This window comes from Arthrobacter sp. AOP36-F1-5 (assembly GCF_058137995.1).
Window position 1 is genome coordinate 240,565 of sequence record NZ_CM176892.1, and the last position, 21,488, is coordinate 262,052.

A 21,488-nucleotide genomic window follows, 5' to 3' on the forward strand; every position below is an offset into this window, starting at 1 on the left:
GCCGAGCCGCGCCGGAACCGCTGCCGGGGATCCGGCCCCCGTGGCAGGAACCGACCAATCGGTCCAGGGGGTAGCCGGGACCGGGCAGGTCAGGACATGACGCGGCGGCCTTCGAAGGCCCGACCCAGGGTGACCTCGTCGGCGTATTCCAGATCCCCGCCCACGGGAAGCCCGGAGGCCAGACGGGAAATCTTGATGCCGATGGTGGAGAGCATGCGGGCCAGGTAGGTGGCCGTTGCTTCGCCTTCGAGGTTCGGGTCGGTGGCGATGATGACCTCGGTGATCTTGTCGTCGTGCAACCGTCCGAGCAGTTCGCGGATGTGCAGCTGGTCCGGCCCGATCCCCGCGATCGGGTTGATGGAGCCGCCGAGCACGTGGTAGCGACCGCGGAAGGAGCGCGTGCGTTCGACCGCCATGACGTCCTTGGACTCCTCGACCACGCACAACACGGTGTCCTCACGGCGCGGATCACGACAGATGCTGCAGGTCTCGGATTCGGTGACGTTGAAGCAGACCGTGCAGAACTTCACCTTGTCCTTGACCGCACGGATGGCATCAGCGAGCCGGTTCATGTCCTCCCGATCGGCTTCCAGGACGTGGAAGGCGATGCGTTGGGCGGATTTGGGCCCGATGCCGGGCAGCCGACCGAACTCGTCGATCAGCTCTTGGACTGCACCTTCGTACACGAAACCTCACACTGCAAAGTCGGATGACGGCTCCGGGGGAACCTAGATGATCGGGGTGCCGTCGTGGTTGCGCTCCTCGATCAGGCGGCCGTTGAGCAGGCGTTCGATCGCCGGACGGCCGACCATCCCGGATTCCTCGATGGAGATGTCATCGTCGCTGGGAATGTCCTCAACGTACGTCGATTCTACGTCCGTCCGGGGCTCCGGGGGTGTTGCCCCGCCGCCGGAGGCCATTCCTGGGGCGGACGGGGCGGACTGGTCCTTCATCCGGGCCTGGTTCAACAGCTGCTGGTACCGGCTCATCGGCTTATCGGAAACGGGCTGCGGAGCCTCCCGTTCGGGCACGGCAGGGGCCGAAGGCGGGGGGACGGCCCCGGGAGCCGGGGCCACTGGTGCCCCGAAGCCAGCCGGTGCCGGGGCTGCTGGTGTCACCGGATCGGTGGGGGCGGGGGCCGCGGGCGTGGCAGCACCTGCAGGTGCCGGGGCCGCCGGAGCAGGGGACTCTGCCGGTGTCGGGGCTGCCGGTGCGGGGGCGGCCGGAGCGCCGGCTTCCCGGGGTGCCGGTGCCGTCGCCGAGGGGGCGGCGTCGACGGGCGCAGGTGCAGGTGCGGCCGGCTCCGGACGCTGCCAGGTCTCGCCCTCCGGGGCGGTGGCCCGAGGAGTCGGGGGGTCGGCCGGTGGCGCGGCGGGTCCGGCGGGCTCGTCCCAGGGGGCCACCGGTACGGTGTCGCTGCCCCAGTCGTAGCCGCCGTCGTCCTCGGGCTCCGGGCCGAAGTCCGCGGGCCCCTCATCGGGGGTCTGCGAGGGGGCGCCGGGTGAAGGTCGGGGGCTCGGCGCTGCGGCTCGATGCTGGCGCAAGGCCGCGGCCGGGCCCGAGGCGGCCGGGGCCTGGGCCTGGGGACTGCTGTCCCCGGGAGAAGGTGCTGCCGGAGGTCGGGCCGCGGGGGCCGGCTCCGCGGATGCCGGGCCGGGGGTGTCCCGGCCCTGGGGTGCCTGCTGCGCGGGCGCGGGCCGGCTGGGCGTGGAGCGGGCGGGCGTGGGTGCTGCCGGAGCGCTGTTCGTCGCTACCGGGCCGCGGGACGCCGGCGCGGGCCGGCGCTCAGCTTTTGGGCCCGAACCACCCGCCGGAACGGAACCCCCGCCGGTGATGACGATCTCGGGTGCGACACCCAGGATGTGATTGATGGCGCCCCGGAGCAGGTCGGTGTTCTCCTGCTTGGCGGCAAAGGCCTTCATCGGTCCCGGGTTGGCGAAGGCGACCGTCAAGGTCCGTCCGTCGAATCCGGCCAGCGAGGCGTGCGGTTGGATCGTCATCCACACGAACTTCTTCTCCTGGCGCAAGGCGTCCATGATTTCCGGCCAGGCCCGGCGGAACATCTCCACCGTGCCGGCCGCGCCTCCGGCGGCGGGTTCCTCGGCGGCTGGTTCTTCAGTGGCAGGTTCCTGCGCGGCTGCCGGTTCGTTGACCGGCGCCGGGGGTTCTTCCGGAGCCCCGGAGGAGGCGGGTACGTGCTGTTCCGGGGCCGCGGAGGGCGGGGCAGCAGTTGTGGGCCCGGCGGGTGGCGCCTCGGCAGGCGGTGATGGTTGCTCGTCGACGGGACCCCAGGCACCCCAGTCGGCCGCAGACTCCTGCGGCGTGGTGGTGGATTCGGTGGCTGCCGCCGGGGCGTCCGGTGCCGGGGCAGCGGTTTGGGGCTCGGCCGGCGGCGGGGTGGCTGCCGGTTCGGTGGGGCGCGGTGCCGCGCCGTGCGGTTCGGTGGCCGCCGGCGTGGAGGCGACGGTGGGGGTCGGCTCCACGGCCTGGGGAGCGGCCTGGGCAGCGGCGGGTTGCTGGGGCTCGGGGGTGGCCGGCTGGTCCTTGCCGCGGGCGGCCCGCAATGCTTCGCGGGCCGCGGCCGCCCCCTGGGGGCCGGGTGTGAACTCGAAACCCGTGGCGGCCCGGGGCGTGCCGGCATCGGGGGCCGGGGCGTCGGCCGCTGGCTGGCCGGCCGGGACCTCGGGAACGTCCCCGGCGTAGCTGAGGCGGCGTTCGATCCGGTCCACCCGGGCATTGACGCCGCGCTCGGTGGCATCCGAGGCCGGCAGCAGCAGCCGGGCGCACAGCAGTTCGAGGTGCAACCGCGGGCTGGTGGCCCCGGTCATCTCGGTCAGGGCCTGGTTGGTGACGTCGGCGCTGCGGCTGAGTTCGGCATGGCCCAGCAGTGTGGCCTGCTGGGTCATGCGGTGCAACTGGTCCTCGGGCAACCCGCGGATGACGTGGGAGGCGTCTTCGGGCATCGCCTTGACGATGATCAGGTCACGGAAGCGCTCGAGCAGGTCCTCGACGAAACGGCGTGGATCATGCCCGGTCTGGATGACCCGGTCCACCGCCGAGAAGACGGTCGCCGCGTCCTGGGCGGCCATGGCGTCCACGACGTCGTCCAGCAAGGTGGCATGGGTGTACCCGAGCAGGGACACGGCCAGTTCGTAGTCCAGCCCCTCGACCCCGGCGCCGGCCATCAGCTGGTCCAGCACCGAGAGGGAATCGCGCACCGAACCGCCGCCGGCCCGAATGACCAGCGAGAGCACCCCGGGGGCCACGGGCATCTCCTCCTGGGCGCAGAGCCGCTCGAGGTAGGCCATCAGGGGTTCGGGCGGGACGAGCCGGAACGGGTAATGGTGCGTGCGGGATTTGATGGTCCCGATGACCTTGTCCGGTTCGGTGGTCGCGAAGATGAATTTGATGTGCTCCGGCGGCTCCTCGACGATCTTGAGCAGCGCGTTGAAGCCGGCCGAGGTCACCATATGGGCCTCGTCGATGATGAAGATCTTGTACCGGTCGCGGACCGGGGCGAAGGTGGCCCGTTCGCGCAGGTCGCGGGCGTCGTCGACGCCGCCGTGGGAGGCGGCATCGATTTCGATGACATCGAGTGAACCGGATCCGCCGGTGGCCAACTCCAGGCAGCTGTCGCAGGTGCCGCAGGGATCCGCCGTCGGACCCTGGGCGCAGTTCAGGCAACGGGCCAGGATCCTGGCCGAGGTGGTCTTGCCGCAACCACGCGGACCCGAGAAGAGGTAGGCATGGTTCACCCGGTTCTTCGACAGGGCAGCCATCAACGGGGTGGTGACATGCTCCTGCCCGATCACGTCCGCGAAGGCGTCCGGACGGTAACGACGGTAAAGGGCTGTACTCACGAGTCGAAGCCTATCCGTTCCGCCGGGCTCATTGCATCCCCGAGGTGTCCGCGGTGAACCCGCCGAACACCCACGGTTCGAGGGGAAGGCCGGCGGGGTCGAAGGAGTCCAGCGCGGCGGCCAGCGGACCACCGGGAAGCCCCAACGATTCCAACAGCAGGGACCGCACCCGGGGCGGGGGGACGCCGTCGTGGTCCAGCTGCGCCAACGTGACCGAACCGTCCCGTTTGGCCAGGCGTCGGCCCTGGTCGTTCAGGACCAGCGGCACGTGCCCGTACTCCGGCAGTTCCGTGCCGTGGAAGTCTCCGGCCAGCCCGGATAGCAGGGTGGCCAGGTACCCCTGCCGTGGGGTGGAGGGCAACAGATCGTCACCGCGGACCACCTGATCGATCCCCTGCAGGGCGTCGTCGACCACGACGGCGAGGTTGTAGGCGGGGACCCCGTCGTTGCGGACGACGACGAAGTCATCCACGACCCCGGTGTATTCCCCGTGCAGGACATCGGTGATGGTGAACTGCACGACGTCGGTGCGCAACCGCAGCGCCGCCGGACGCGTGGCCCGGCGGCTGGCCCGTTCGGCCCGGCCCAACCCGCGGCAGGTGCCCGGATAGGCCCCGGGGGCGGCATGGGGGGCCGAGGGGGCCTCGGCGATATCGCGGCGGGTGCAGAAGCATTCATAGAGCAGACCGGCCGCCTCCAGGGCGTCGATGGCCGCACGGTAGCCCTCGGGGCGTTCGCTTTGGCGGACCGCGGGGCCGTCCCAGTCGATGCCGATGGCGCGCAGATCGGCCAACTGGAGTTCCTCGGCGCCGGCCCGGGCACGGTCCAGGTCCTCCACCCGCAGCAGGAAGTCCCGGCCGGTGGAGCGGGCGAAGAGCCACGCGAGCACGGCGGTGCGCAGGTTCCCCACATGCAGTTCACCCGAGGGGCTGGGGGCGTAACGGCCGGCACCCATGGTGGCCTCCTCAACGCGCGGCGGTGGGAAAAGTAAAGACCCCTCATGCACCTGCCAGAGCCCACCTACCCTTGCTACCTTCCGGTCCTGGGGGAGTTCGACGGGATGACACCACATGAGGGGCCGACAAATAGTGTACCTGAAAACGGCTGCGACCCGAGCCGGGATCAGCCCTCCCCGTCGCGCTCGGACTTCACTGCGTCGGCCACGACCCGGGTTTCGGGGGAGTAGGCGTAGAGGTGCCCGCCGTCGAAGGAGACCCACCACTTCCCGCAGAGGTGCGTCGTCTCCTGCTCTTGTCCTGCCGGCCACCAGTCGACCTCCAACAGGGGGCTGCGGTGCAGCGCGTCGGCGTCGTCGGCGGCCTCGGCCTTCGAACGCCCCTCCCGGACCAGACCGCCTTCGATCTCGCTGGCCGTCGGCGATCCGGGGGTCTTCAGCCCGAGGCAGGATTCCGGCAGGGTGGTGTCGGGGACGTCCATGACGATGAGGCGTTCATGACCGGTGGTGCGCTGTTCCTCCTGGATGGCCGAAGCCTGCTCCGGGACCCACGAGGGCAGGACCTGCTCGGCGGAGGGCTCCTGGAGGTTGGTGAATTCGTAGCTCTCGGCTTTGTCGTATCGGTCGCCGCCCATCGAGGAGAGGTCGCTGCAGCCGGTAGCTGCACAGAGGACGACGCCGAGGCCTGCGGTGGCTCCGAGGAGCCGGGTGGTGGAGATCGGTGTGGATTTCATGCTCCCCACGCTATGGAGCGTCCCCGGGCCCGCGGATCGGGCCGTGGGCCCCATTGCCGCCTGCCGTGGTCATCCCGCCGGATGACCGTGGAGGGGCCGGCGCGGCAGGGGCCGGTACCCCGATTCGGCCTGTGGCGATTCTTCCGGTAGTCTGGAGCCTGCTCTTTTGGGCAATCTGGAGGATTCGCCTAGCGGCCTATGGCGCACGCCTGGAACGCGTGTTGGGTTCACGCCCTCGGGGGTTCAAATCCCCCATCCTCCGCGGATGCAGAAGCGGCCTCGACATCGAGAATGTCGGGGCCGCTTTTGTCTGCCCGGAAACCGGTTCCTGTCGCGGCCGTGCATTCGTGCTTACCATGGGCAGTAGGTCCGCTGCCGGGCCGGTGGCGGATAGTCAACCGGAGGGAGCCCACCATGGCCAAGCAGAGCACCAGCAGCCCAGCGCGCAATGTCGCCCAGAAGCTGATCTCATCGCATCTGGTAGACGGGGAGATGACCCCGGGGGCCGAAGTCGGCATCTCCATCGACCAGACGTTGACCCAGGACGCCACCGGGACGATGGTCATGCTGGAACTGGAAGCCATGGGGCTGGATCGGGTCAAAACCGAACTTTCAGCCCAATACGTCGACCACAACCTGTTGCAGACCGATGAAAAGAACCCCGAGGACCACCTCTTCCTGCAATCGGCGGCCGAGCGGTTCGGATTGTGGTTCTCCAAGGCCGGCAACGGCGTCTCCCACCCGGTCCACCAATCACGCTTCGGCAAACCCGGGGCCACCATGGTCGGTTCCGACTCCCACACCTGTTCCGCCGGAGCCATCGGGATGCTGGCCATCGGCGTCGGGGGCCTGGAAGTGGCCATGGCCATGGCCGGGGAACCGCTCTATGTGGCGATGCCGGAGATCTGGGGCATCGAACTGACCGGGGAACTGCCCGACTGGGTCTCGGCGAAGGACGTGATCCTGGAGATGCTGCGCCGCCACGGAGTGAAGGGCGGCGTCGGGCGGATCATCGAATACCACGGCCCGGGCCTGGCGGGCCTGACCGCCATGGACCGCCACGTCATCGCGAACATGGGCGCCGAACTCGGGGCCACGACCACCGTCTTCCCCGCCGATGAGGCGGTCCGCGAATATCTGGCGGCCGTGGGGCGGGAGGACGAGTTCCAGGAGCTGCTGGCCGACCCGGGAGCGGGCTACGACCGGACGGACTCCATCAACCTCTCCGAGCTGGAACCGCTCATCGCCAAACCCTCCTCGCCCGGCAACGTGGTCACCGTGGCGGAGGCCGCCGGCGAGGACGTGTTCCAGGTGGTCGTGGGCTCCTCGGCGAACCCCGGTCTGCGCGATTTCGCCGTGTTCGCCGAAATCCTTGCGGGCCGGCAGGCCTGCGAGCAGGTCTCGGTGGACGTGAACCCCACGTCCCGCGAGGTCCTGGCCGATCTGATCGGCGGCGGCTGGCTGACCCAGCTGGTCGGGGCAGGAGCCCGGATCCACCAGTCGGGCTGCATGGGCTGCATCGGCATGGGCCAGGCCCCGGCCACCGGCCGGAACAGTCTGCGCACCATGCCCCGGAACTTCCCCGGACGCTCCGGAACCGAGGAAGATGCGGTGTGGTTGTGTTCCCCGGAGACCGCCGCGGCGGCGGCACTGACCGGCAGGATCACCGACCCGCGTGAACTCGGCCGCACCCTGGAGCTGGCCTACCCCCGCCCGGAAATGCCGAAGACGTTCAGCCAGAACACCGATATGCTCCAGGAACCGCTCCCGCCGAAGGAGGCAGCCGAGGTCGAATTGGTGAAGGGATCGAATATCTCCAGCCTCCCCGATTTCGATGCCATCGCCGATGATCTGGATCTGCCGATCCTGTTGCAGATGGCCGACAACGTCTCCACCGACGAGATCATGCCCGCCGGATCCAGGGTGCTGCCCTTCCGCAGCAACATCCCGAAGATCGCCGAGTTCTCCTTCTCCCGCATCGACACCAGCTATCCGGACCAGGCCCGGGAGCATGAAGGCGGCCATGCGGTCATCGCCGGGGAGAACTACGGGCAGGGATCCTCGCGCGAACACGCGGTCATCGCCCCGCGCTACCTCGGATTGCGGGTGGCCGTCGCCAAGTCCTTCGCCCGCATCCACTGGCAGAACCTGGCCAACTTCGGGATCCTTGCCCTGGAATTCACCGACGCCGCCGATTACGACGCCGGGACCACGGGGCAGCGGCTGGTCATCAACGGGCTACGGGACCAGCTGAAGGCAGGCAACGAGGTGGCGGCGACGTTGGGCGGCCGGGAGGTCACCCTGCGCCATAAGCTCTCCGACCGGCAGGTCGATATGGTGCTGGTCGGCGGACGCATCCCGTCGGTGGCGCAGGGATAGCGCCGGAACCACCGGCGGCCCGGCCGCTGGTCCGGCGACGACGGCGGGGCCGCCACCGCCACCGGACCAGCCGGGCCGGACCCTAGTCGGTGAGCAGTTCGCGGTTGGCGGCACGACGCCGGGCCTGCTCGGCCGGATCCGGGACCGGCAGCGAGGCGATCAGACGCCGCGTGTAGTCGTGGCGTGGGCTTCCCATGATCTGGCTGCCGATGCCCTCCTCGACCAGTTTGCCGCGGTAGAGGACCCCGACCCAATCGGCGAGCATGTCCACGACCGCGAGGTCGTGGCTGATGAACAACGCCGCGAATCCGTACTCCGTCTGGATCTCCTTGAACAGGTCCAGCACCGCTGCCTGGACGGATACGTCCAGGGCGCTGGTGGGTTCGTCGGCGATCAGCAGCTTCGGGTTCAGCGCCAGGCCCCGGGCAAGGCTGGCCCGCTGCCGCTGCCCGCCCGAGAGCTCGTGGGGGTAGCGGTCCACGAACCGGCCGGGCAGCTGGACCGCGTCCATCAGGTCCCGGACCCGGTCCCGGGCGCCGGAGGCCGTGGGATCCTGGTGGACCCATAAGGGTTCGGCCACGCATTCGCCGATGGTCAGATGCGGGTTGAACGAAGCCCCCGGATCCTGGAAGACGAAACCGATGTCCTTGCGCAGCGGTTTGAAGGTCCGTTCGCGGAAGTCGAGCATCTCGTAGCCGAGGACGTTGAGGCTGCCCCCGGTGATCTTGTTCAGCCCCGCGATGGACCGTCCGATCGTCGTCTTGCCCGATCCGGATTCGCCCACCAGCCCATAGACCTCCCCGGCGGAGATCTGGAAGGAGACCCCACCCACGGCGCGGAACGCGGATTTGCCGATCCCTCCGGGGAATTCGACCTCCAGATCCGTGGCGCGCACCAGGACCTCGGCCTCGGAGTGGGCCCGCTCCTCCAGTCCGGCCGAGGCGGAGTTCCGCCCCAGGTGGGGGACGGCGGCCAGGAGTTCCTTGGTGTAGTCCTGCTGCGGGTGGGCGAACAAGTCGGCCACGGGGGCCTCCTCGACGACATCGCCGCGATACATCACCACGACCCGGTCCGCCAGATCCGCGACGACACCCATGTTGTGGGTGATCAGCACGATCGAGGTCCCGTCCTTGCGCTGCAGCTCGCGGAGCAGTTCGAGGATCTCGGCCTGGACGGTGACGTCCAGGGCGGTGGTCGGCTCGTCCGCCACGATGAGCCCGGGATTCAGGGCCAGCGCCGCGGCAATGACGACCCGCTGCTTCTGCCCGCCGGAGAACTGGTGCGGATAGAAATCCACCCGGTGCCCCGGATCCGGGATGCCCACCTTGGCCAAGGCCTCGATGGCCCGGGCCTTGGCCTCCTTGCGGCTGATCCGGTGTCCGGAGCCCGCATGGGCGCGGATCCCCTCGATGATCTGCCAGCCGACGGTGTGGACCGGATTCAGTGCGGTGGAGGGTTCCTGGAACACCATGGCGACATCGCGGCCCCGCAGGTCCCGCAATTGGCTGGCGCTGACGGAGAGGACATCGGAACCATTGACCAGGACCACCCCGGCACTGGTCGCCGTTTCCGGCAACAGTCCCAGGATGGTCTTGGCCGTGACCGTCTTGCCCGAGCCGGATTCGCCGACGATCGCCACGACCTCCCCGGGACGTACGTCCAGGTTCACGTCGTTGACCGCGTGCACATCGCCACCATCGGTCGCGAAGGTCACCTCCAGTCCCGAGATGGACAGGACGGGTTTGCCGTCGTCCGGGGAGGCGGTGTTCGGGTCCTGCCCGGGTTCACGTTCGTGACTCATTTGGTGACCTCCAGTCCGGTTCCATTGACATAGGCGTCGGCGGGCATGTCGGGTCCGCCGCGCTTCTTCCTGCCGGCGCGACGCCGGCCGCGCAGCCGCGGATCGTTCAGGTCGTTCATGGACTCGCCCACCAGGGTCAGGCCCAGCACGGTCAGGACGATCGCGAGGCCCGGGAAGAGCCCGGTCCACCAGATGCCACTGGTGGCATCGGCGAGGGCCTTGTTCAGGTCGTAGCCCCATTCCGCGGCCGATGAGGGTTCGATGCCGAAGCCCAGGAAGCCCAGCCCGGCCAGGGTCAGGATCGATTCCGCCGCGTTGAGGGTGAAGATCAACGGCATCGTCCGGGTGGCGTTGGGGAAGACGTGCCGGGAGATGATGCGCAGGTTCGAGGTGCCGATCACCTTCGCGGACTCCACGAACGGTTCGGCCTTGAGCCGGATGGTTTCGGCGCGGGCGACCCGGAAGTACTGCGGGATGAAGACCACGGTGATCGAGATCGCCGCGGCCATGATCCCCCCGAAGAGGTTGGACTGGCCGCCGCTGATGACGATCGACATCACGATGGCCAGCAGCAATGCGGGGAAGGCGTAGATGGCATCGGCGATGACCACCAGCAGCCGGTCGACCCAGCCACCGAGGTAGCCGGAGACCAGCCCCAGGATCACCCCGGCGAAGATCGACATGAGCACTCCGAGGACGATGACCAGTGCCGCGGTCTGGGCGCCCCAGATCACGCGGGAGAAGACGTCGTATCCCCCGACGGTGGTCCCCCAGATATGGGCGGCGCTGGGGGCCATCTGCGCGCCGAAGTTGGCGCCGTCGGCGGAGGCCTGGGCGTAGCCGTAGGGGGCGATCAGGGGGGCGAAGATCGCGGTCAGGAACAAGATGCCCGACAGGATCAGCCCGATGATCAGCATCGTGCGTTGCAGCCCGACGCTCTTGCGCAGATGCGAGATGATCGGCAGTCGGGTCCAGCGCGGCTGCCGGGCGGGTTTCGATGTGGTGGTGTCCACGATCAGTACCTCACTCTCGGGTCGATCAAGGCGGCGATGACGTCCACCAGGAAGTTGGTCAACGCCACGATCACTGCGATGAGCATGACGATGCCCTGGACCGCGACGAAGTCCCGGGCGGTGAGGTATTCGGCGAGCATGAAGCCCAGTCCCTTCCACCCGAAGGTGGTTTCGGTCAGGATCGCGCCGCCCAGGGTCAGGGCGATCTGCAGGCCCATGACCGTGACGATCGGGATCAGTGCCGGCTTATAGGCATGTTTGGTGACCAGCCGGTATTCGCTGACACCGCGTGATCTGCCGGCCTCGACGAAGTCGGAGCCCAGGGTGCCGATGAGGTTGGTGCGCACCAGGCGCAGGAACACCCCGCCGATGAGCAGCCCCAGGGCAATGGCCGGAAGAACCGCGTGTTTGAGCACATCCAGGGCGATCGTCATGTTCCCGGCGCGGAGGGCGTCCAACAGGTAGAGGCCGCTGGGGTTGCGTAGCCCGGAGAGTTCGGACAGATAGTCGGTTCTGCCGGAGACCGGGAACCACCCGAGCCAGACGGAGAAGATCAGTTTCAGCAGCAGCCCGGCGAAGAAGACGGGGGTGGCGTAGCAGAGGATGGCGAACAGCCGCAGGAATGCGTCGGGGAGCCGGTCCCGCTTATAGGCGGCAATCATGCCGAAGGGGACCCCGATGATGAAAGCGACGATCAGTGCGTAGATCACCAGTTCCAGGGTGGCGGTGCCGTATTGGGCCAGGATGTCGGTCACCTCGCGGTTATCCGAGAGCGTGGTCCCGAAGTTGCCGCGCAGGATGTCGCCGAGGTAGTCGAAATACTGAATGAGGACGGGACGGTCGTAGCCGGCCGCGTGGATCCGGTCGGCCAGCTGATCCGGGGGGAGTCGGCCGCCCAGTGCCGCCGTGATCGGGTCACCGGTGATCCGCATCAGGAAGAAGACCATGCTGATCAGGATGAACATGGTGGGGATGATCAGCAGGAACCTGATCACCAGATAACGGGCCAGACCGAGACTCTGGCTCCGGGGTTTCTTCCCCTTCGCCAGACCGAATCCGGCCGGGACCTTGTCACTCTCTACTGTCATATCTACCTATACTCGTGCGGCCCGGATCCAGTGATCCCGGCGTTGGACGGCAAGCGGGGCGGGGCGGCCATATGTCCGAATGACCGCCCCGCCCCCATGGACCCGGTGTACTACTTCTTGGAGATGACACCGATCCGGAACTTATAGGAGGCGTCCAGGGTGCTCTCGACCCCGTCCACGTCCTCACCGGCGATGGCCACCGTCGCGCCCTGCAGGAGGGGCAACGTCGACAGGTCCTTGCCGACCTCGGTCTGGATCTCGCCGATCAACTCGGAACGCTTATCCTCGTCGGTGGTCACCTGCTGCTTCTGGACGAGCTTGGCGACCTCCTTGTTGTCGTAGTGGTTCGCCAGGAAGTTACCCGGTGCGAAGAACGGCGTCAGGTAGTTGTCCGCATCCGAGTAGTCCGGGAACCAGCCGAGCTGGTAGATCGGGTAGACATCCTGGGTCCGGTCCTTGTTGTACTGGACCCATTCGGTGGACTGCAGGTTGACCTTGAACAGATCGGTCTTTTCCAGCTGCGACTTCACCATGGCGTATTCCTCGCCGGAGGAGGGGCCGTAGTGGTCGGCGTTGTACTGGATGTTCAGTTCCACCGGGGTCTTGACCCCTGCATCCTTCAGGCGCTTCTTGGCCCGATCGACATCCGGGCCGCCGTCGCCGTCACCGTACATCTCCTTCAGCGGCTCGATCGCGCCGGGCAGGCCGGAGGGGACGAAGGAGTAGACGGGGGTGTAGGTGTCCTTGTAGACCTGCGTGGCGATGTCCTGCCGGTTGACGGAGTCCGCCATGGCCTGCCGGACGGCCAGGGCCTTATCCGGATCGGCATCCGAGGTCTTCGCCCCGAACGGCATGGTGTTGAAGTTGAAGACGACATAGCGCAGCTCGCCGCCGGGGCCCTTGAGGACCTGGACCTTGTCATCCTTCTCGAGGTCCTCGATATCGGTCGCCGCCAGGCTGCGGAAGGCGACGTCGATGTTGCCCTGCTGGATATCGAGCTTCAGGTTGTTGGCGCTGGTGTAGTACTTGTAGTCCACGGTCTTGGACTCGGGCTCACCGAGCAGGCCCTGGTAGCCGTCGAAGGCCTGATAGGACACCAGTTCGTTCTTGGTGTAGTTCGTGATTTCGTATTGGCCGGCGAAGGCCTTGCCCTTCACGATCTCGTCGTCGGGGGTGATCTTGTCCTTGGAGAAGACCTCCTCGTCCACGATCGGACCGGTGGCGCTGGTGAGGACCCCGAGGAAGGTCTGGTCGTTGCCGGCCTTCAGGTGGAACACGACGGTGGAGTCATCGGGGGCCTCGACGTGGTCCAGGTTGGTCAGCAGTGCCGCGGGACCCTGCGGGTCGTCGATGGAGACGACCCGGTCGAAGCTGAACTTCACGTCGGAGGAGGTGAGGTCGTTGCCGTTGGCGAACTTCAGCCCGTCCTTGAGCTTGACGGTGAATTCCTTGGGGGAGGTGAACTCCGCCGAGGTGGCGATGCCCGGTTCCGGATCGGCACTGCCGGGTTTGGAGTTGAGCAGGAACGGGTAGACCTGGGTCATCACGGTCAGCGAACCGTTGTCGTAGGCACCCGCCGGGTCGAGGGAGACGATCTTGTCGGTGGTCCCGACGGTGACCTTCTTGCCGCTGTCGCTGCTGTCGCCCCCGGAATCGTCGACGGGGCCGGTGCAGGCACTGAGCGACAGGGCGCCGATGCCCGCCGTGGCCAGTGCCAGCCTGAGGGCACGTTTGGATTTGGTCATGGTAGGTACTCCCTTTATTTGCCTCGTGGTGCAGGTGGGCTGCACGATGCAGTGCGTGTGACGTAACACACCATACTACTTATGATTCCTACCGGAAAACACTGGTCAGCGGCCCTCGGGGCCCCGTCCGTGACCGGATCGTCGCCCCGCGGGGCGGTATGGCGGCGCCCGGAGTCCCGGACTAGCCTGTGGGGTGAGTCACATCGTGGTCCGTGACCGGGCCGACCTGCGGGAGGAATGCCACCATGAACACCCCAACCACGCCCGGCAGGGCCAACACCATCGGTGCGGTCCTGCGCCGTTCCGTGGGACGCAATCCCGGGGCGACGGCCCTGCTCTTCGAGGACCGGCGGTGGACCTACGCCGAACTCGAACTGGCCGTCCACCGCGTGGCCCACCGGTTGGTCTCCAGCGGTCTTCCCCGGGGTGCGCGGGTCGCCGCCTACGGGATGAATTCCGACGCCTATGCCGTCCTGTATCTGGCCTGTGCCGCGACCGGACTGGTGCATGTGCCGGTGAACTTCGCGCTGAAGGGCGATGAACTCGGATACCTCCTGGACGACTCCGGGGCGGGCCTGGTCGTCGCCGATCCCGCCCTGCTGCCGCTGGTGGACCAGGTGCGCAGCGCCGGCAGGGCGGCGGAGGCCACCGAGGTGTGGCCGATGCTTCCCACGCAGGACGACGGCGGGGGGTCCGTCCTGGCGACCGCGATGGACCCCGGGGCCGATTCCACGCCCGTCGAGGTGGAGGTGGCGGGAGGCGACGTCGTGCAACTGCTGTACACCTCGGGAACCACCTCCGCCCCCAAGGGCGCGATGATGACCCACGAGGCCCTGGTCGCCGAATACGTCTCCTCGGTCATCGCCCTGGACTTCACCGCCGAGGACCGCCCCCTGGTGGCGATGCCGCTCTACCACTCGGCGGCGATGCACGTCTTCCTGCTGCCCTATCTTTCCCTCGGAGCCACCATCCGGTTGATCGCGCGTCCGGAGGTCGGGCAGATCCTGCGCCTGGTGGAGGAGGAACACATCGGCTCGTTGTTCCTGGCGCCCACCGTATGGGTGCCCTTGAGCAACCATCCGGAGATGGAGACCCGGGACCTGTCGTCGCTGGCCAAGGCCCAGTACGGGGCCTCCATCATGCCGGTGACCGTGCTGGCGCGACTGCGCTCGCGGTATCCACGGATCGGTTTCTACAACTGCTTCGGCCAATCCGAGCTGGGCCCGCTATGCACCGTCCTGCGCCCCGAGGACCACGAGGCCCGGCCCGCCTCCTGCGGTGTGCCGGTCTACAACGTCGAGGCCCGTGTCGTGACCGCCGACGGGGAGATCGCCGCCCCCGGCGAGCCCGGGGAGATCCAGTACAGGTCACCCCAACTGATGACCGGCTACTGGAATAAGCAGGAGGCCACCGAAGAGGCCTTCGTTGACGGCTGGTTCCGTTCGGGGGACCAGGTCACCCGGGATGCGCAGGGCTACATCCAGGTCGTGGACCGGATCAAGGACGTCATCAACACCGGGGGAGTGCTCGTGCCTCCACGGGAAGTCGAGGACTGCATCTACGAACTGCCCGAAGTAGCCGAAGTCGCCGTCGTCGGGGTTGCCGATGAGCGCTGGATCGAGGCCATCACCGCCGTCGTCGTCCTCAAGGAAGGTGCTTCCCTGACGGCCGAGGGGGTCCGCGCGCATGTGAAGGGCCGGATCGCCGATTACAAGGTGCCCAAACGGGTGGACTTCGTCGCCGAGCTGCCCCGGAACCAGTCGGGCAAACTCCTCAAACGCGAGCTGCGCGCGGAACGGAGCACCGGGCAGTGAGCGCCGGGACTGCCGGGCCGGAGCAGCCGGTGATCGGCATCGAACGCCGTCCCGGGGTCGTGCGGCTGGTCCTGCAACGGCCGGAGGGCGGAAACGTCCTGGACCTGGCCCTGGCCCGCCAACTGCTGGCCGCCGTTCGTGCCGCCGAGGCCGACCCCGAGGTGTACGTGCTCACCCTGACCGGGACCGGACGGTTCTTCTGCGGGGGAGGGGACGTGGGGAACATGGCGGGATCCCCGCCCGCCGAACGCTCCGCCTTCATCGCCGCGTTGGCCGAGGCGGCCCACGAGTTGGCGCTGGCCCTGGTTCATTCCCGGCTCCTGGTGCTCGCCGGGGTCAACGGGGTGGCCGCGGGGGCCGGCCTGGGGCTGGTGCTCAACGCCGATTGGGTCCTGGTGGCGGAGGAAGCGACGCTGATGGCCGCCTACGCGGGCATTGGATTCAGCCCCGACACGGGGGTCTCCTATCTGCTGCCCGCGACCGTGGGCCACCAGCGCGCCGTGGATCTGACCCTGGGCGGACGCCGGCTTGCGGGTAACGAGGCCGTCGACTGGGGGCTGGCGAACGCCTCGGCCCCCTCGGCCGTCTTCGAAGGCGAGCTCACCGTGGCCGAGGACGGGTTCCTGCAAGGCGCCGTCCAGACCCTGGGGCCGACGAAGGCGTTGCTCCGGGCGGGGATGTCCACCGGCTACGCGGCACATCTGGCCGCGGAAACGAGAAGCATCTCGGCCCTGGCCGCGCACCCGGATTCGGTGCAGCGGGTCAACCGCTTCGCCGGTCGCTGAAGGACAGGGGAAAGCCGGGCCGGATGGCTAGGCTGAAGGCAGGAACCCCTGAGCGAGAGGACATCATGAGCACGCCCGATTCGACCCTGCAGGATGTGGCCATCACCTTCAACGACGGAACGACGTCGACCTTCGGGGAGGCGTTCGCCGGCCGGCCGGTCCTGGTGGTCAACGTCGCTTCCAAATGCGGATTCACCCCGCAGTATGAGGGTCTCGAGAAGCTGTATGCGACGCATCGGGACCAGGGCCTGGTGGTGCTGGGGGTGCCCAGCAACCAGTTCATGGGCCAGGAGCCGGGAACGGATGCGCAGATCGAGGAGTTCTGCCAGATCAACTACGGGGTGACCTTCCCGTTGGCCACGAAGACCAACGTCAACGGCCCCGACGCCCACCCGCTCTACCGCGAGCTCACCGCCTACCCCACCGGAGAGGTCCAGGATATCGGCTGGAACTTCGAGAAGTTCCTCGTCGGGGCCGATGGCCGGATCCTGGGCCGGTTCGCGTCCAGTGTCGAGCCGCTCTCCGACGAGCTCGTCGGGGCGGTGCGGGCGGCCCTGTAGCGCTCGCCGTAGAGGCTGACGAGGCGGGGTGAAACTGCTTCATAAGCCTCGTCCCACGGGGTGTTCCCGGGCAAAAGACACGGAAACCATGCTGCTGACCGCTGTGAGGAGCCGGGGGGCGGCGCAATATCGCATCATGGGTTAAAGGTCTTGCCAAGGGGCCAAGCATCCATATCATCGTTCCATAGCAGTGTGATGCGCGATGAGAGGCGATGGTCATGGCAGCAACCGTGGATCCGGGCAGATATACAGCGGCCCCCGATCAGGAGCACGTGACCGTGTTCCTGATCGGGATGCGGGCCAACAGATGGTGGAAGCTGGCCTCGGTGCTCCCGACCGTGGCCGCCATGCCACGGATGTTGGCTCATCTGGCGAAAGATCCTGAAACCGGTCTGCTGGGCTACCACCAATGGCTGGGTCGGACCACGATTCTGCTGAGTTATTGGCGCAGCCCGGAGGACTTGCAGCGCTTTGCCTCCGCCCAGGATGCTCCGCATCTGGGGGCCTGGCGCCAGTTCACGAAGAAGTCGGCAGGCAGCGGCGACGTGGGCATCTGGCACGAGACCTACCAGATGAGGGTCACCGACCAAGAGACGGTCTACACCGATATGCCGGCGTTCGGACTCGGGGCCGCCACGCGACGTGTGCCCATCGGGCGGGGTACGCACACCGCGCGCCAGCGACTGGGACGCGAGGGCTAGAACTGGATTGATCGACTGGGCTTGGGCGGTCAGGTCTCAGGGGTTGGAGCGCGAGAGGGCATCGCGCGCTCGGTGGCCTGCCCAGGGGGTAATTCCTCGTCGGCGCATTCGGTGCAGGCACCGCAACGGGGCAGGAAGACCATGAACATGCGCCGCCCGATGGCCGGATCACAGCCCCGGATAGTGCCGGGCGGCGGTTTCCGGATGAGCGCGCAACCACCCCTTGAGGACGTTGGCGCCGTAGGAGGAGAGCATCGGATTGGTCGGATCGTCGGAGACGCCACGGGCCTGGGCCGCCAGCTCCGGTGGCAGCGGGACCGTATCGATGACCGAATCCAGCCGCGGGGACCAGAAGAAGGGTACCGAATAGCGGTCGACGCCGGCCGGTGGTGCCGTCACGCGGTGGATGGTGGCCATCAGGTAACCGTTGGTGGCGACCTCGAGCATCTCCCCGAGGTTGACCACCAGAGCCCCGGGGATCGGCTCGACGGGAATCCAGTCCTGATGCCCGTAGGGCTGGACCTCCAGCCCGCCGACCTGGTCCTGGAGCAGCAGGGTCACGAAACCGTAATCGGCGTGCAGGCCCACCCCCTGGTTGCCGGCCTCCGGGACCTGGCCGCCGACGTAGTGGACCAGTTTGCCCATCCAGGCCGGGTCGTGCCGGAACGGGGCCTCGAAATGGTCCTCGGGCAGACCCAGTGATACGGCGATCGCCGCGAGGAGTTCGGTCCCGACCCGTGACATCAGCTCGGCCCAGGCCATGGCCACGCGCTCGAGTTCGGGGAAGGACGCGGGCCATTGGTTGGGGCCCTGCAGGTTCAGGTAGGGGCGGTCCTGCGGGTAGCCCTCCAGCGCCTCCCGGTCCGGGCCGTAGTCGATCTGTTCCCGGGAGTCGGCCCGGCCCCGGGTCATTTCCTTGCCCAGCCGGGTGTAGCCACGGAACTGGGCCGAGGTGCGGTTGTCCAGCTCCAACCGTTCGGCCAGGGGCAGGGCGAAGAAGGCCTCCATGGTCTGCAGGAGTTCCTGCGCCTGGCCTTCGGCGGCGCCGAAACCGGTGAGTTGGAAGAAGCCGACCTGATGGCTCGCCGCACGCAGGGCGTCGATGAATTCGGGGTTGAAGCAGCCGTCGGCCCGACGGGCCGTGGAGAAATCAAGAACGGGCACTGAGGTTCGCACAAGGTTCATGGCCGTAACGTTAGGGCGCGGCGGCCCCGCGACGACAGCAACGGTTACGCCGGGTTCCGTCATATTGCCCCGGATGTCGGAACCCTTGACAGGTCTCCCCGGCAGGTCGTCGCTCCACATCGGGCTGGCGTTCCCTAAGCCTTGATCCACCGACCTGCCATGAGGGACCGGGACGCTCTTTGAAGTCTTGAGTGTAAGGAAACTGGGCACTACTCAGGGCCCGGCCTCGCTGCCGATGATGTTCCACGATGGTTCCTGATGATGCCGTTGTCCGGCTGGTGAACGATCAGTCAGACTCGCTGAGGTGGTGCATGAACGGCAGCGAAGAGCTTCTCCCACGCCTGTTGCCAGGGCCATGCCTCGGGCAGGTGCAATCGGATTCGACGGGCACTCGAGGCGATCCGGGCCGGGACGTTGACAAGTTTGTCCCGGATCGTCGCGGTGCGGGCCTTGCGGAACCTTCCCGCCGCCAGTACCCCGGCGGTCCGGGTGAGGTTGTAGGCCATGACCGCGGCGGCCAACCAGGCACTGTTGGCTCCGAAGTGCCCCGAAGGCAAGTGCGCCAGGGCACTGTTTTTCAGGTCCGCGTTCACCTGCTCGATAACCGCATGGCGGCGGTGGGTCTTGTCCATGACGACGGTGCCCATGGCTTCCATGGACACGGTGGTGAAGAACGCGTGGAACCGATGGGCATCGAACAAGGTTGGTTGCCCGTCGGTTGCCTTCGGATTCAGCTCCGGAATGCGGCGTACCACCAGTCGGCCGGGAACCCGGTCGGCCTTCTTCCGGGAGGAGAAAGCGGTGAAGTCAATTTCGGCGACCTCGGCTTTCGAGATCCAGGCACCGGCGGTCTCGTCGAAGATCGCATCGGTGTATTCGATGCTTTCCCACGCGGCCTCCTCGATTCCGGAGATGGCGCGTTTGACCGCGGAGTCCATGCGCGCCGTCACCGAGACATCGGCACCGCCAGCCAGAGCCGTGGAGATGACGGCATGGCCGTAATACGCGGAGTCGAAGCGGCAGAGCACTGGCGATTCGGCATGGATCCGTCCCAGGGTCGCCAGGGAATCGGCAACGAGACGTTTGGCGCCACGCGCCGAGTTCGCGGCCCCTTTGCGCAGGCGCTGGGCCAGGATCACCGGGGCAGTATCGGCGGTGGAGGCGATGGCCAGCACCGCGTTGAGCCCACGGACCCCTGAATATCCGTACCCGGAGCCCTGCTTGGCATAGCCGTGGACCTCGATGATCGTGTCATCGACATCAACGAACACGAACTCCTCGGCACCAGGATCGCCCAACAGCGGTGCCCTGTTTGCGAGGTTTCCCAAAAAACGAGAGGCAACGGCGTCGAGCTGGCGGACGTGCCCGAAGGAGAAGGACCGCAAGAAGGATCCCAGGGTCGAGGGGGCGTAGCAGGAGCCGAAGAGCCGTTTCATCCCGCCGTGGCGCAGCACGGTCATGTCATCGATGGAATCGGCTCCGGCGGCCATCCCGGCAACCAGCGCTGCGGTCTTCGCGCCGGCGTTGGCACCTTTGTCGGTCGGCACGCTCAGCTGCCTGTCCGCCAGCTCATGCAGGCCAGAGTCGCGGGCCAGTTCCATGACCGGGACCAGACCTGCCGCCGCGATGAGGTTCGGTTCGTCGAACGCGGCTGACAGGGCCGTGGGAGTGTGGGAAACTTGCATCTGCGAGATGCCCTTCTTCTTCAGGAAATTTGTACTGTCGCAAGTCCAATTATCCTTGAAAAGTCGGGCATCTCCGCGTTAATGACGTCCTGCTTCACCGGCTCCCATCGGTGGATCGAGGCTAAGCTGGAACAGTGATCTTCAAAGCAGTCGGCGAATCCCGCCCGTACCCCGACCACGACCTTGTCACTCCCAAGGACTGGGCCGTCGTCGCCCCCCGTCAGGTACGCCTCGATGAATTGGTGACCACCAAGGCGACCCTGGACCTGGCAGCGCTGTTGGCGGAGGACTCCACGTTCTTCGGTGACCTCTTCCCCCACGTGGTGCAGTGGCAGGGCACCATGTATCTGGAGGACGGGCTGCACCGGGCCGTGCGGACCGCCCTGCACCAGCGTTCGGTCATGCACGCCCGCGTCCTGATCCTGGATTCGTGATCCCATGAGCGATGAACGAGACCCGACCGACTGGCATGGCCAACGGATCGTCACCGAGGAGGACCTGGACGAGGGGTTCTCCGATCACGACCCCGAACGCGTGGAGAACCCGCGCTACTACCGGCGCCGGCTGCTGCACGGGATGGTGCTGGGCCTGCTGGTCGCGCTGGTGATCGCCGCGCTCGTGCTCGCCTACCTGGTCAAGACCGGGCAGGTGGTCATCCCCGCCCTGGAACCGGCGCCGACGCCCACGGCGACGGCGCAGGCGGAGGATCCGGCCGCCGCCGTCTGCCCGCAGGAGGAACTGGAGTACGCGAAGCCGAAGGACGTCACCGTCAACGTCTACAACGCCACCACCAGCGCCGGGCTGGCCGCGGCCACGGCCGAATCGCTGAAGAAGCACGGTTTCACGATCGGGAAGGTGGCCAATGCGAAGTTGAAGAACGCCGACATCGTGGGCACCGTGGTCTCCGGGACGAAGGGCCGGGCCAACGCCCTGACCGTCCAACGCCATATCAAGGGCACCGAATACGTGAAGAAGCCCAAGCGCAGCGCCGACACCATCGATTTCGTCATCGGCAAGAAGTACAAGGCCGGGTCGATCGTCCCGAAGAAGAAGGTGGATACCTCCGACGGCCAGCTCAGCTGCCCGATCGCGGTGAAGGAAGCCCGCAAGAAGGCCAAGGAATCCGCGGCGGCCTCCGGGAAGGCGGACCCCTCACCGGCGAAGGATCAGGACGGGAAGTAAC

17 protein-coding genes, 1 tRNA gene and 1 other RNA gene are annotated in these 21,488 nt (G+C 67.5%); 8 read left to right on the forward strand and 11 right to left on the reverse strand.

What is annotated here, in order from left to right:
• Nucleotides 1-89: 89 nt before the first annotated feature.
• The 5 genes from recR to AC3ZI9_RS01195 all read right to left on the reverse strand — a co-directional run bounded on the left by recR (nucleotide 90) and on the right by AC3ZI9_RS01195 (nucleotide 5,549).
• A complete protein-coding gene (gene recR, locus AC3ZI9_RS01175; RefSeq protein WP_444554535.1) occupies nucleotides 90-686 on the reverse strand; it encodes a recombination mediator RecR in 597 nt (198 codons plus the stop codon).
• Between the two features lie 42 nt (nucleotides 687-728).
• Nucleotides 729-3,860 (reverse strand): DNA polymerase III subunit gamma and tau, encoded by a 3,132-nt coding sequence (locus tag AC3ZI9_RS01180; protein ID WP_444554536.1) that lies wholly within the window; start codon nucleotides 3,858-3,860, stop codon nucleotides 729-731.
• 28 nt (nucleotides 3,861-3,888) lie between these two features.
• Nucleotides 3,889-4,815 (reverse strand): tRNA glutamyl-Q(34) synthetase GluQRS, encoded by a 927-nt coding sequence (gene gluQRS, locus AC3ZI9_RS01185; protein ID WP_444561450.1) that lies wholly within the window; start codon nucleotides 4,813-4,815, stop codon nucleotides 3,889-3,891.
• A 31-nt stretch (nucleotides 4,816-4,846) separates the two neighbouring features.
• Nucleotides 4,847-4,943: signal recognition particle sRNA small type (gene ffs / locus AC3ZI9_RS01190), an RNA gene on the reverse strand.
• Nucleotides 4,944-4,982: 39 nt separating this feature from the next.
• The gene (locus AC3ZI9_RS01195) at nucleotides 4,983-5,549 is read right to left on the reverse strand and encodes a hypothetical protein (protein ID WP_444561451.1); all 567 of its coding nucleotides are present in this window, start codon (nucleotides 5,547-5,549) and stop codon (nucleotides 4,983-4,985) included.
• A gap of 177 nt (nucleotides 5,550-5,726) precedes the next feature.
• On the opposite strand from AC3ZI9_RS01195, the gene AC3ZI9_RS01200 reads away from it, so the two are divergent.
• Nucleotides 5,727-5,811, forward strand: a tRNA-Ser gene (locus AC3ZI9_RS01200).
• A 152-nt stretch (nucleotides 5,812-5,963) separates the two neighbouring features.
• The gene (locus AC3ZI9_RS01205) at nucleotides 5,964-7,928 is read left to right on the forward strand and encodes an aconitate hydratase (RefSeq protein ID WP_444554538.1); all 1,965 of its coding nucleotides are present in this window, start codon (nucleotides 5,964-5,966) and stop codon (nucleotides 7,926-7,928) included.
• An 82-nt stretch (nucleotides 7,929-8,010) separates the two neighbouring features.
• On the opposite strand, the gene AC3ZI9_RS01210 is transcribed toward AC3ZI9_RS01205, so the two are convergent.
• From AC3ZI9_RS01210 to AC3ZI9_RS01225, 4 genes are all read right to left on the reverse strand, one after another.
• On the reverse strand, nucleotides 8,011-9,729 hold the full coding sequence (locus AC3ZI9_RS01210) for a dipeptide ABC transporter ATP-binding protein (protein ID WP_444554539.1): 1,719 nt from the start codon (nucleotides 9,727-9,729) through the stop codon (nucleotides 8,011-8,013).
• Complete coding sequence (locus AC3ZI9_RS01215; RefSeq protein ID WP_444554540.1) at nucleotides 9,726-10,742, reverse strand: ABC transporter permease; 1,017 nt, start codon at nucleotides 10,740-10,742, stop codon at nucleotides 9,726-9,728. The genes AC3ZI9_RS01210 and AC3ZI9_RS01215 overlap by 4 nt, the downstream gene beginning before the upstream one ends.
• A 2-nt stretch (nucleotides 10,743-10,744) precedes the next feature.
• Nucleotides 10,745-11,830, reverse strand: a complete 1,086-nt coding sequence (locus AC3ZI9_RS01220) for an ABC transporter permease (RefSeq protein ID WP_444554541.1) — start codon at nucleotides 11,828-11,830, stop codon at nucleotides 10,745-10,747.
• A gap of 110 nt (nucleotides 11,831-11,940) precedes the next feature.
• The gene (locus AC3ZI9_RS01225; RefSeq protein ID WP_444554542.1) at nucleotides 11,941-13,575 is read right to left on the reverse strand and encodes an ABC transporter substrate-binding protein; all 1,635 of its coding nucleotides are present in this window, start codon (nucleotides 13,573-13,575) and stop codon (nucleotides 11,941-11,943) included.
• Between the two features lie 245 nt (nucleotides 13,576-13,820).
• Here AC3ZI9_RS01225 and AC3ZI9_RS01230 point away from each other — a divergent pair, with 245 nt between their 5' ends.
• From AC3ZI9_RS01230 to AC3ZI9_RS01245, 4 genes are all read left to right on the forward strand, one after another.
• On the forward strand, nucleotides 13,821-15,389 hold the full coding sequence (locus AC3ZI9_RS01230) for a fatty acyl-CoA synthetase (protein WP_444554543.1): 1,569 nt from the start codon (nucleotides 13,821-13,823) through the stop codon (nucleotides 15,387-15,389).
• A complete protein-coding gene (locus AC3ZI9_RS01235) occupies nucleotides 15,386-16,174 on the forward strand; it encodes an enoyl-CoA hydratase/isomerase family protein (RefSeq protein WP_444554544.1) in 789 nt (262 codons plus the stop codon). The genes AC3ZI9_RS01230 and AC3ZI9_RS01235 overlap by 4 nt, the downstream gene beginning before the upstream one ends.
• A gap of 65 nt (nucleotides 16,175-16,239) precedes the next feature.
• Nucleotides 16,240-16,734, forward strand: a complete 495-nt coding sequence (locus AC3ZI9_RS01240; protein WP_444554545.1) for a glutathione peroxidase — start codon at nucleotides 16,240-16,242, stop codon at nucleotides 16,732-16,734.
• Nucleotides 16,735-16,952: 218 nt separating this feature from the next.
• The gene (locus AC3ZI9_RS01245; protein WP_489923748.1) at nucleotides 16,953-17,435 is read left to right on the forward strand and encodes a DUF4188 domain-containing protein; all 483 of its coding nucleotides are present in this window, start codon (nucleotides 16,953-16,955) and stop codon (nucleotides 17,433-17,435) included.
• A 168-nt stretch (nucleotides 17,436-17,603) separates the two neighbouring features.
• Here the strand turns inward: AC3ZI9_RS01245 and AC3ZI9_RS01250 are convergent, their stop codons facing one another.
• Both AC3ZI9_RS01250 and AC3ZI9_RS01255 read right to left on the reverse strand, forming a co-directional pair.
• Entirely contained in the window at nucleotides 17,604-18,620 is a 1,017-nt protein-coding gene (locus AC3ZI9_RS01250) for an isopenicillin N synthase family dioxygenase (RefSeq protein WP_489923749.1), read from the reverse strand.
• A 290-nt stretch (nucleotides 18,621-18,910) separates the two neighbouring features.
• Nucleotides 18,911-20,305 (reverse strand): IS1380 family transposase, encoded by a 1,395-nt coding sequence (locus tag AC3ZI9_RS01255; RefSeq protein WP_102598821.1) that lies wholly within the window; start codon nucleotides 20,303-20,305, stop codon nucleotides 18,911-18,913.
• 134 nt (nucleotides 20,306-20,439) lie between these two features.
• Between AC3ZI9_RS01255 and AC3ZI9_RS01260 the strand changes: the two genes are divergently transcribed.
• Together AC3ZI9_RS01260 and AC3ZI9_RS01265 are read left to right on the forward strand one after the other, a co-directional pair.
• Nucleotides 20,440-20,739 carry a type II toxin-antitoxin system VapB family antitoxin gene (locus AC3ZI9_RS01260; protein ID WP_444554548.1) on the forward strand — a complete coding sequence of 100 codons (300 nt, stop codon included), beginning with the start codon at nucleotides 20,440-20,442 and terminating at the stop codon, nucleotides 20,737-20,739.
• A 4-nt stretch (nucleotides 20,740-20,743) separates the two neighbouring features.
• Nucleotides 20,744-21,487 (forward strand): LytR C-terminal domain-containing protein, encoded by a 744-nt coding sequence (locus tag AC3ZI9_RS01265; protein ID WP_444554549.1) that lies wholly within the window; start codon nucleotides 20,744-20,746, stop codon nucleotides 21,485-21,487.
• Nucleotide 21,488: the final 1 nt, after the last annotated feature.

What these genes read in the sequence shown, in the direction of transcription:
- AC3ZI9_RS01195 (WP_444561451.1), bottom strand. Translation starts at nt 5,549, where the DNA reads ATGAAATCCACACCGATCTCCACCACCCGGCTCCTCGGAGCCACCGCA.
- AC3ZI9_RS01265 (WP_444554549.1), top strand. Translation starts at nt 20,744, where the DNA reads ATGAGCGATGAACGAGACCCGACCGACTGGCATGGCCAACGGATCGTC.
- AC3ZI9_RS01210 (WP_444554539.1), bottom strand. Translation starts at nt 9,729, where the DNA reads ATGAGTCACGAACGTGAACCCGGGCAGGACCCGAACACCGCCTCCCCG.
- AC3ZI9_RS01250 (WP_489923749.1), bottom strand. Translation starts at nt 18,620, where the DNA reads ATGAACCTTGTGCGAACCTCAGTGCCCGTTCTTGATTTCTCCACGGCC.
- AC3ZI9_RS01240 (WP_444554545.1), top strand. Translation starts at nt 16,240, where the DNA reads ATGAGCACGCCCGATTCGACCCTGCAGGATGTGGCCATCACCTTCAAC.
- AC3ZI9_RS01205 (WP_444554538.1), top strand. Translation starts at nt 5,964, where the DNA reads ATGGCCAAGCAGAGCACCAGCAGCCCAGCGCGCAATGTCGCCCAGAAG.
- AC3ZI9_RS01255 (WP_102598821.1), bottom strand. Translation starts at nt 20,305, where the DNA reads ATGCAAGTTTCCCACACTCCCACGGCCCTGTCAGCCGCGTTCGACGAA.
- gluQRS (WP_444561450.1), bottom strand. Translation starts at nt 4,815, where the DNA reads ATGGGTGCCGGCCGTTACGCCCCCAGCCCCTCGGGTGAACTGCATGTG.
- AC3ZI9_RS01225 (WP_444554542.1), bottom strand. Translation starts at nt 13,575, where the DNA reads ATGACCAAATCCAAACGTGCCCTCAGGCTGGCACTGGCCACGGCGGGC.
- AC3ZI9_RS01245 (WP_489923748.1), top strand. Translation starts at nt 16,953, where the DNA reads ATGGCAGCAACCGTGGATCCGGGCAGATATACAGCGGCCCCCGATCAG.
- AC3ZI9_RS01220 (WP_444554541.1), bottom strand. Translation starts at nt 11,830, where the DNA reads ATGACAGTAGAGAGTGACAAGGTCCCGGCCGGATTCGGTCTGGCGAAG.
- AC3ZI9_RS01230 (WP_444554543.1), top strand. Translation starts at nt 13,821, where the DNA reads ATGAACACCCCAACCACGCCCGGCAGGGCCAACACCATCGGTGCGGTC.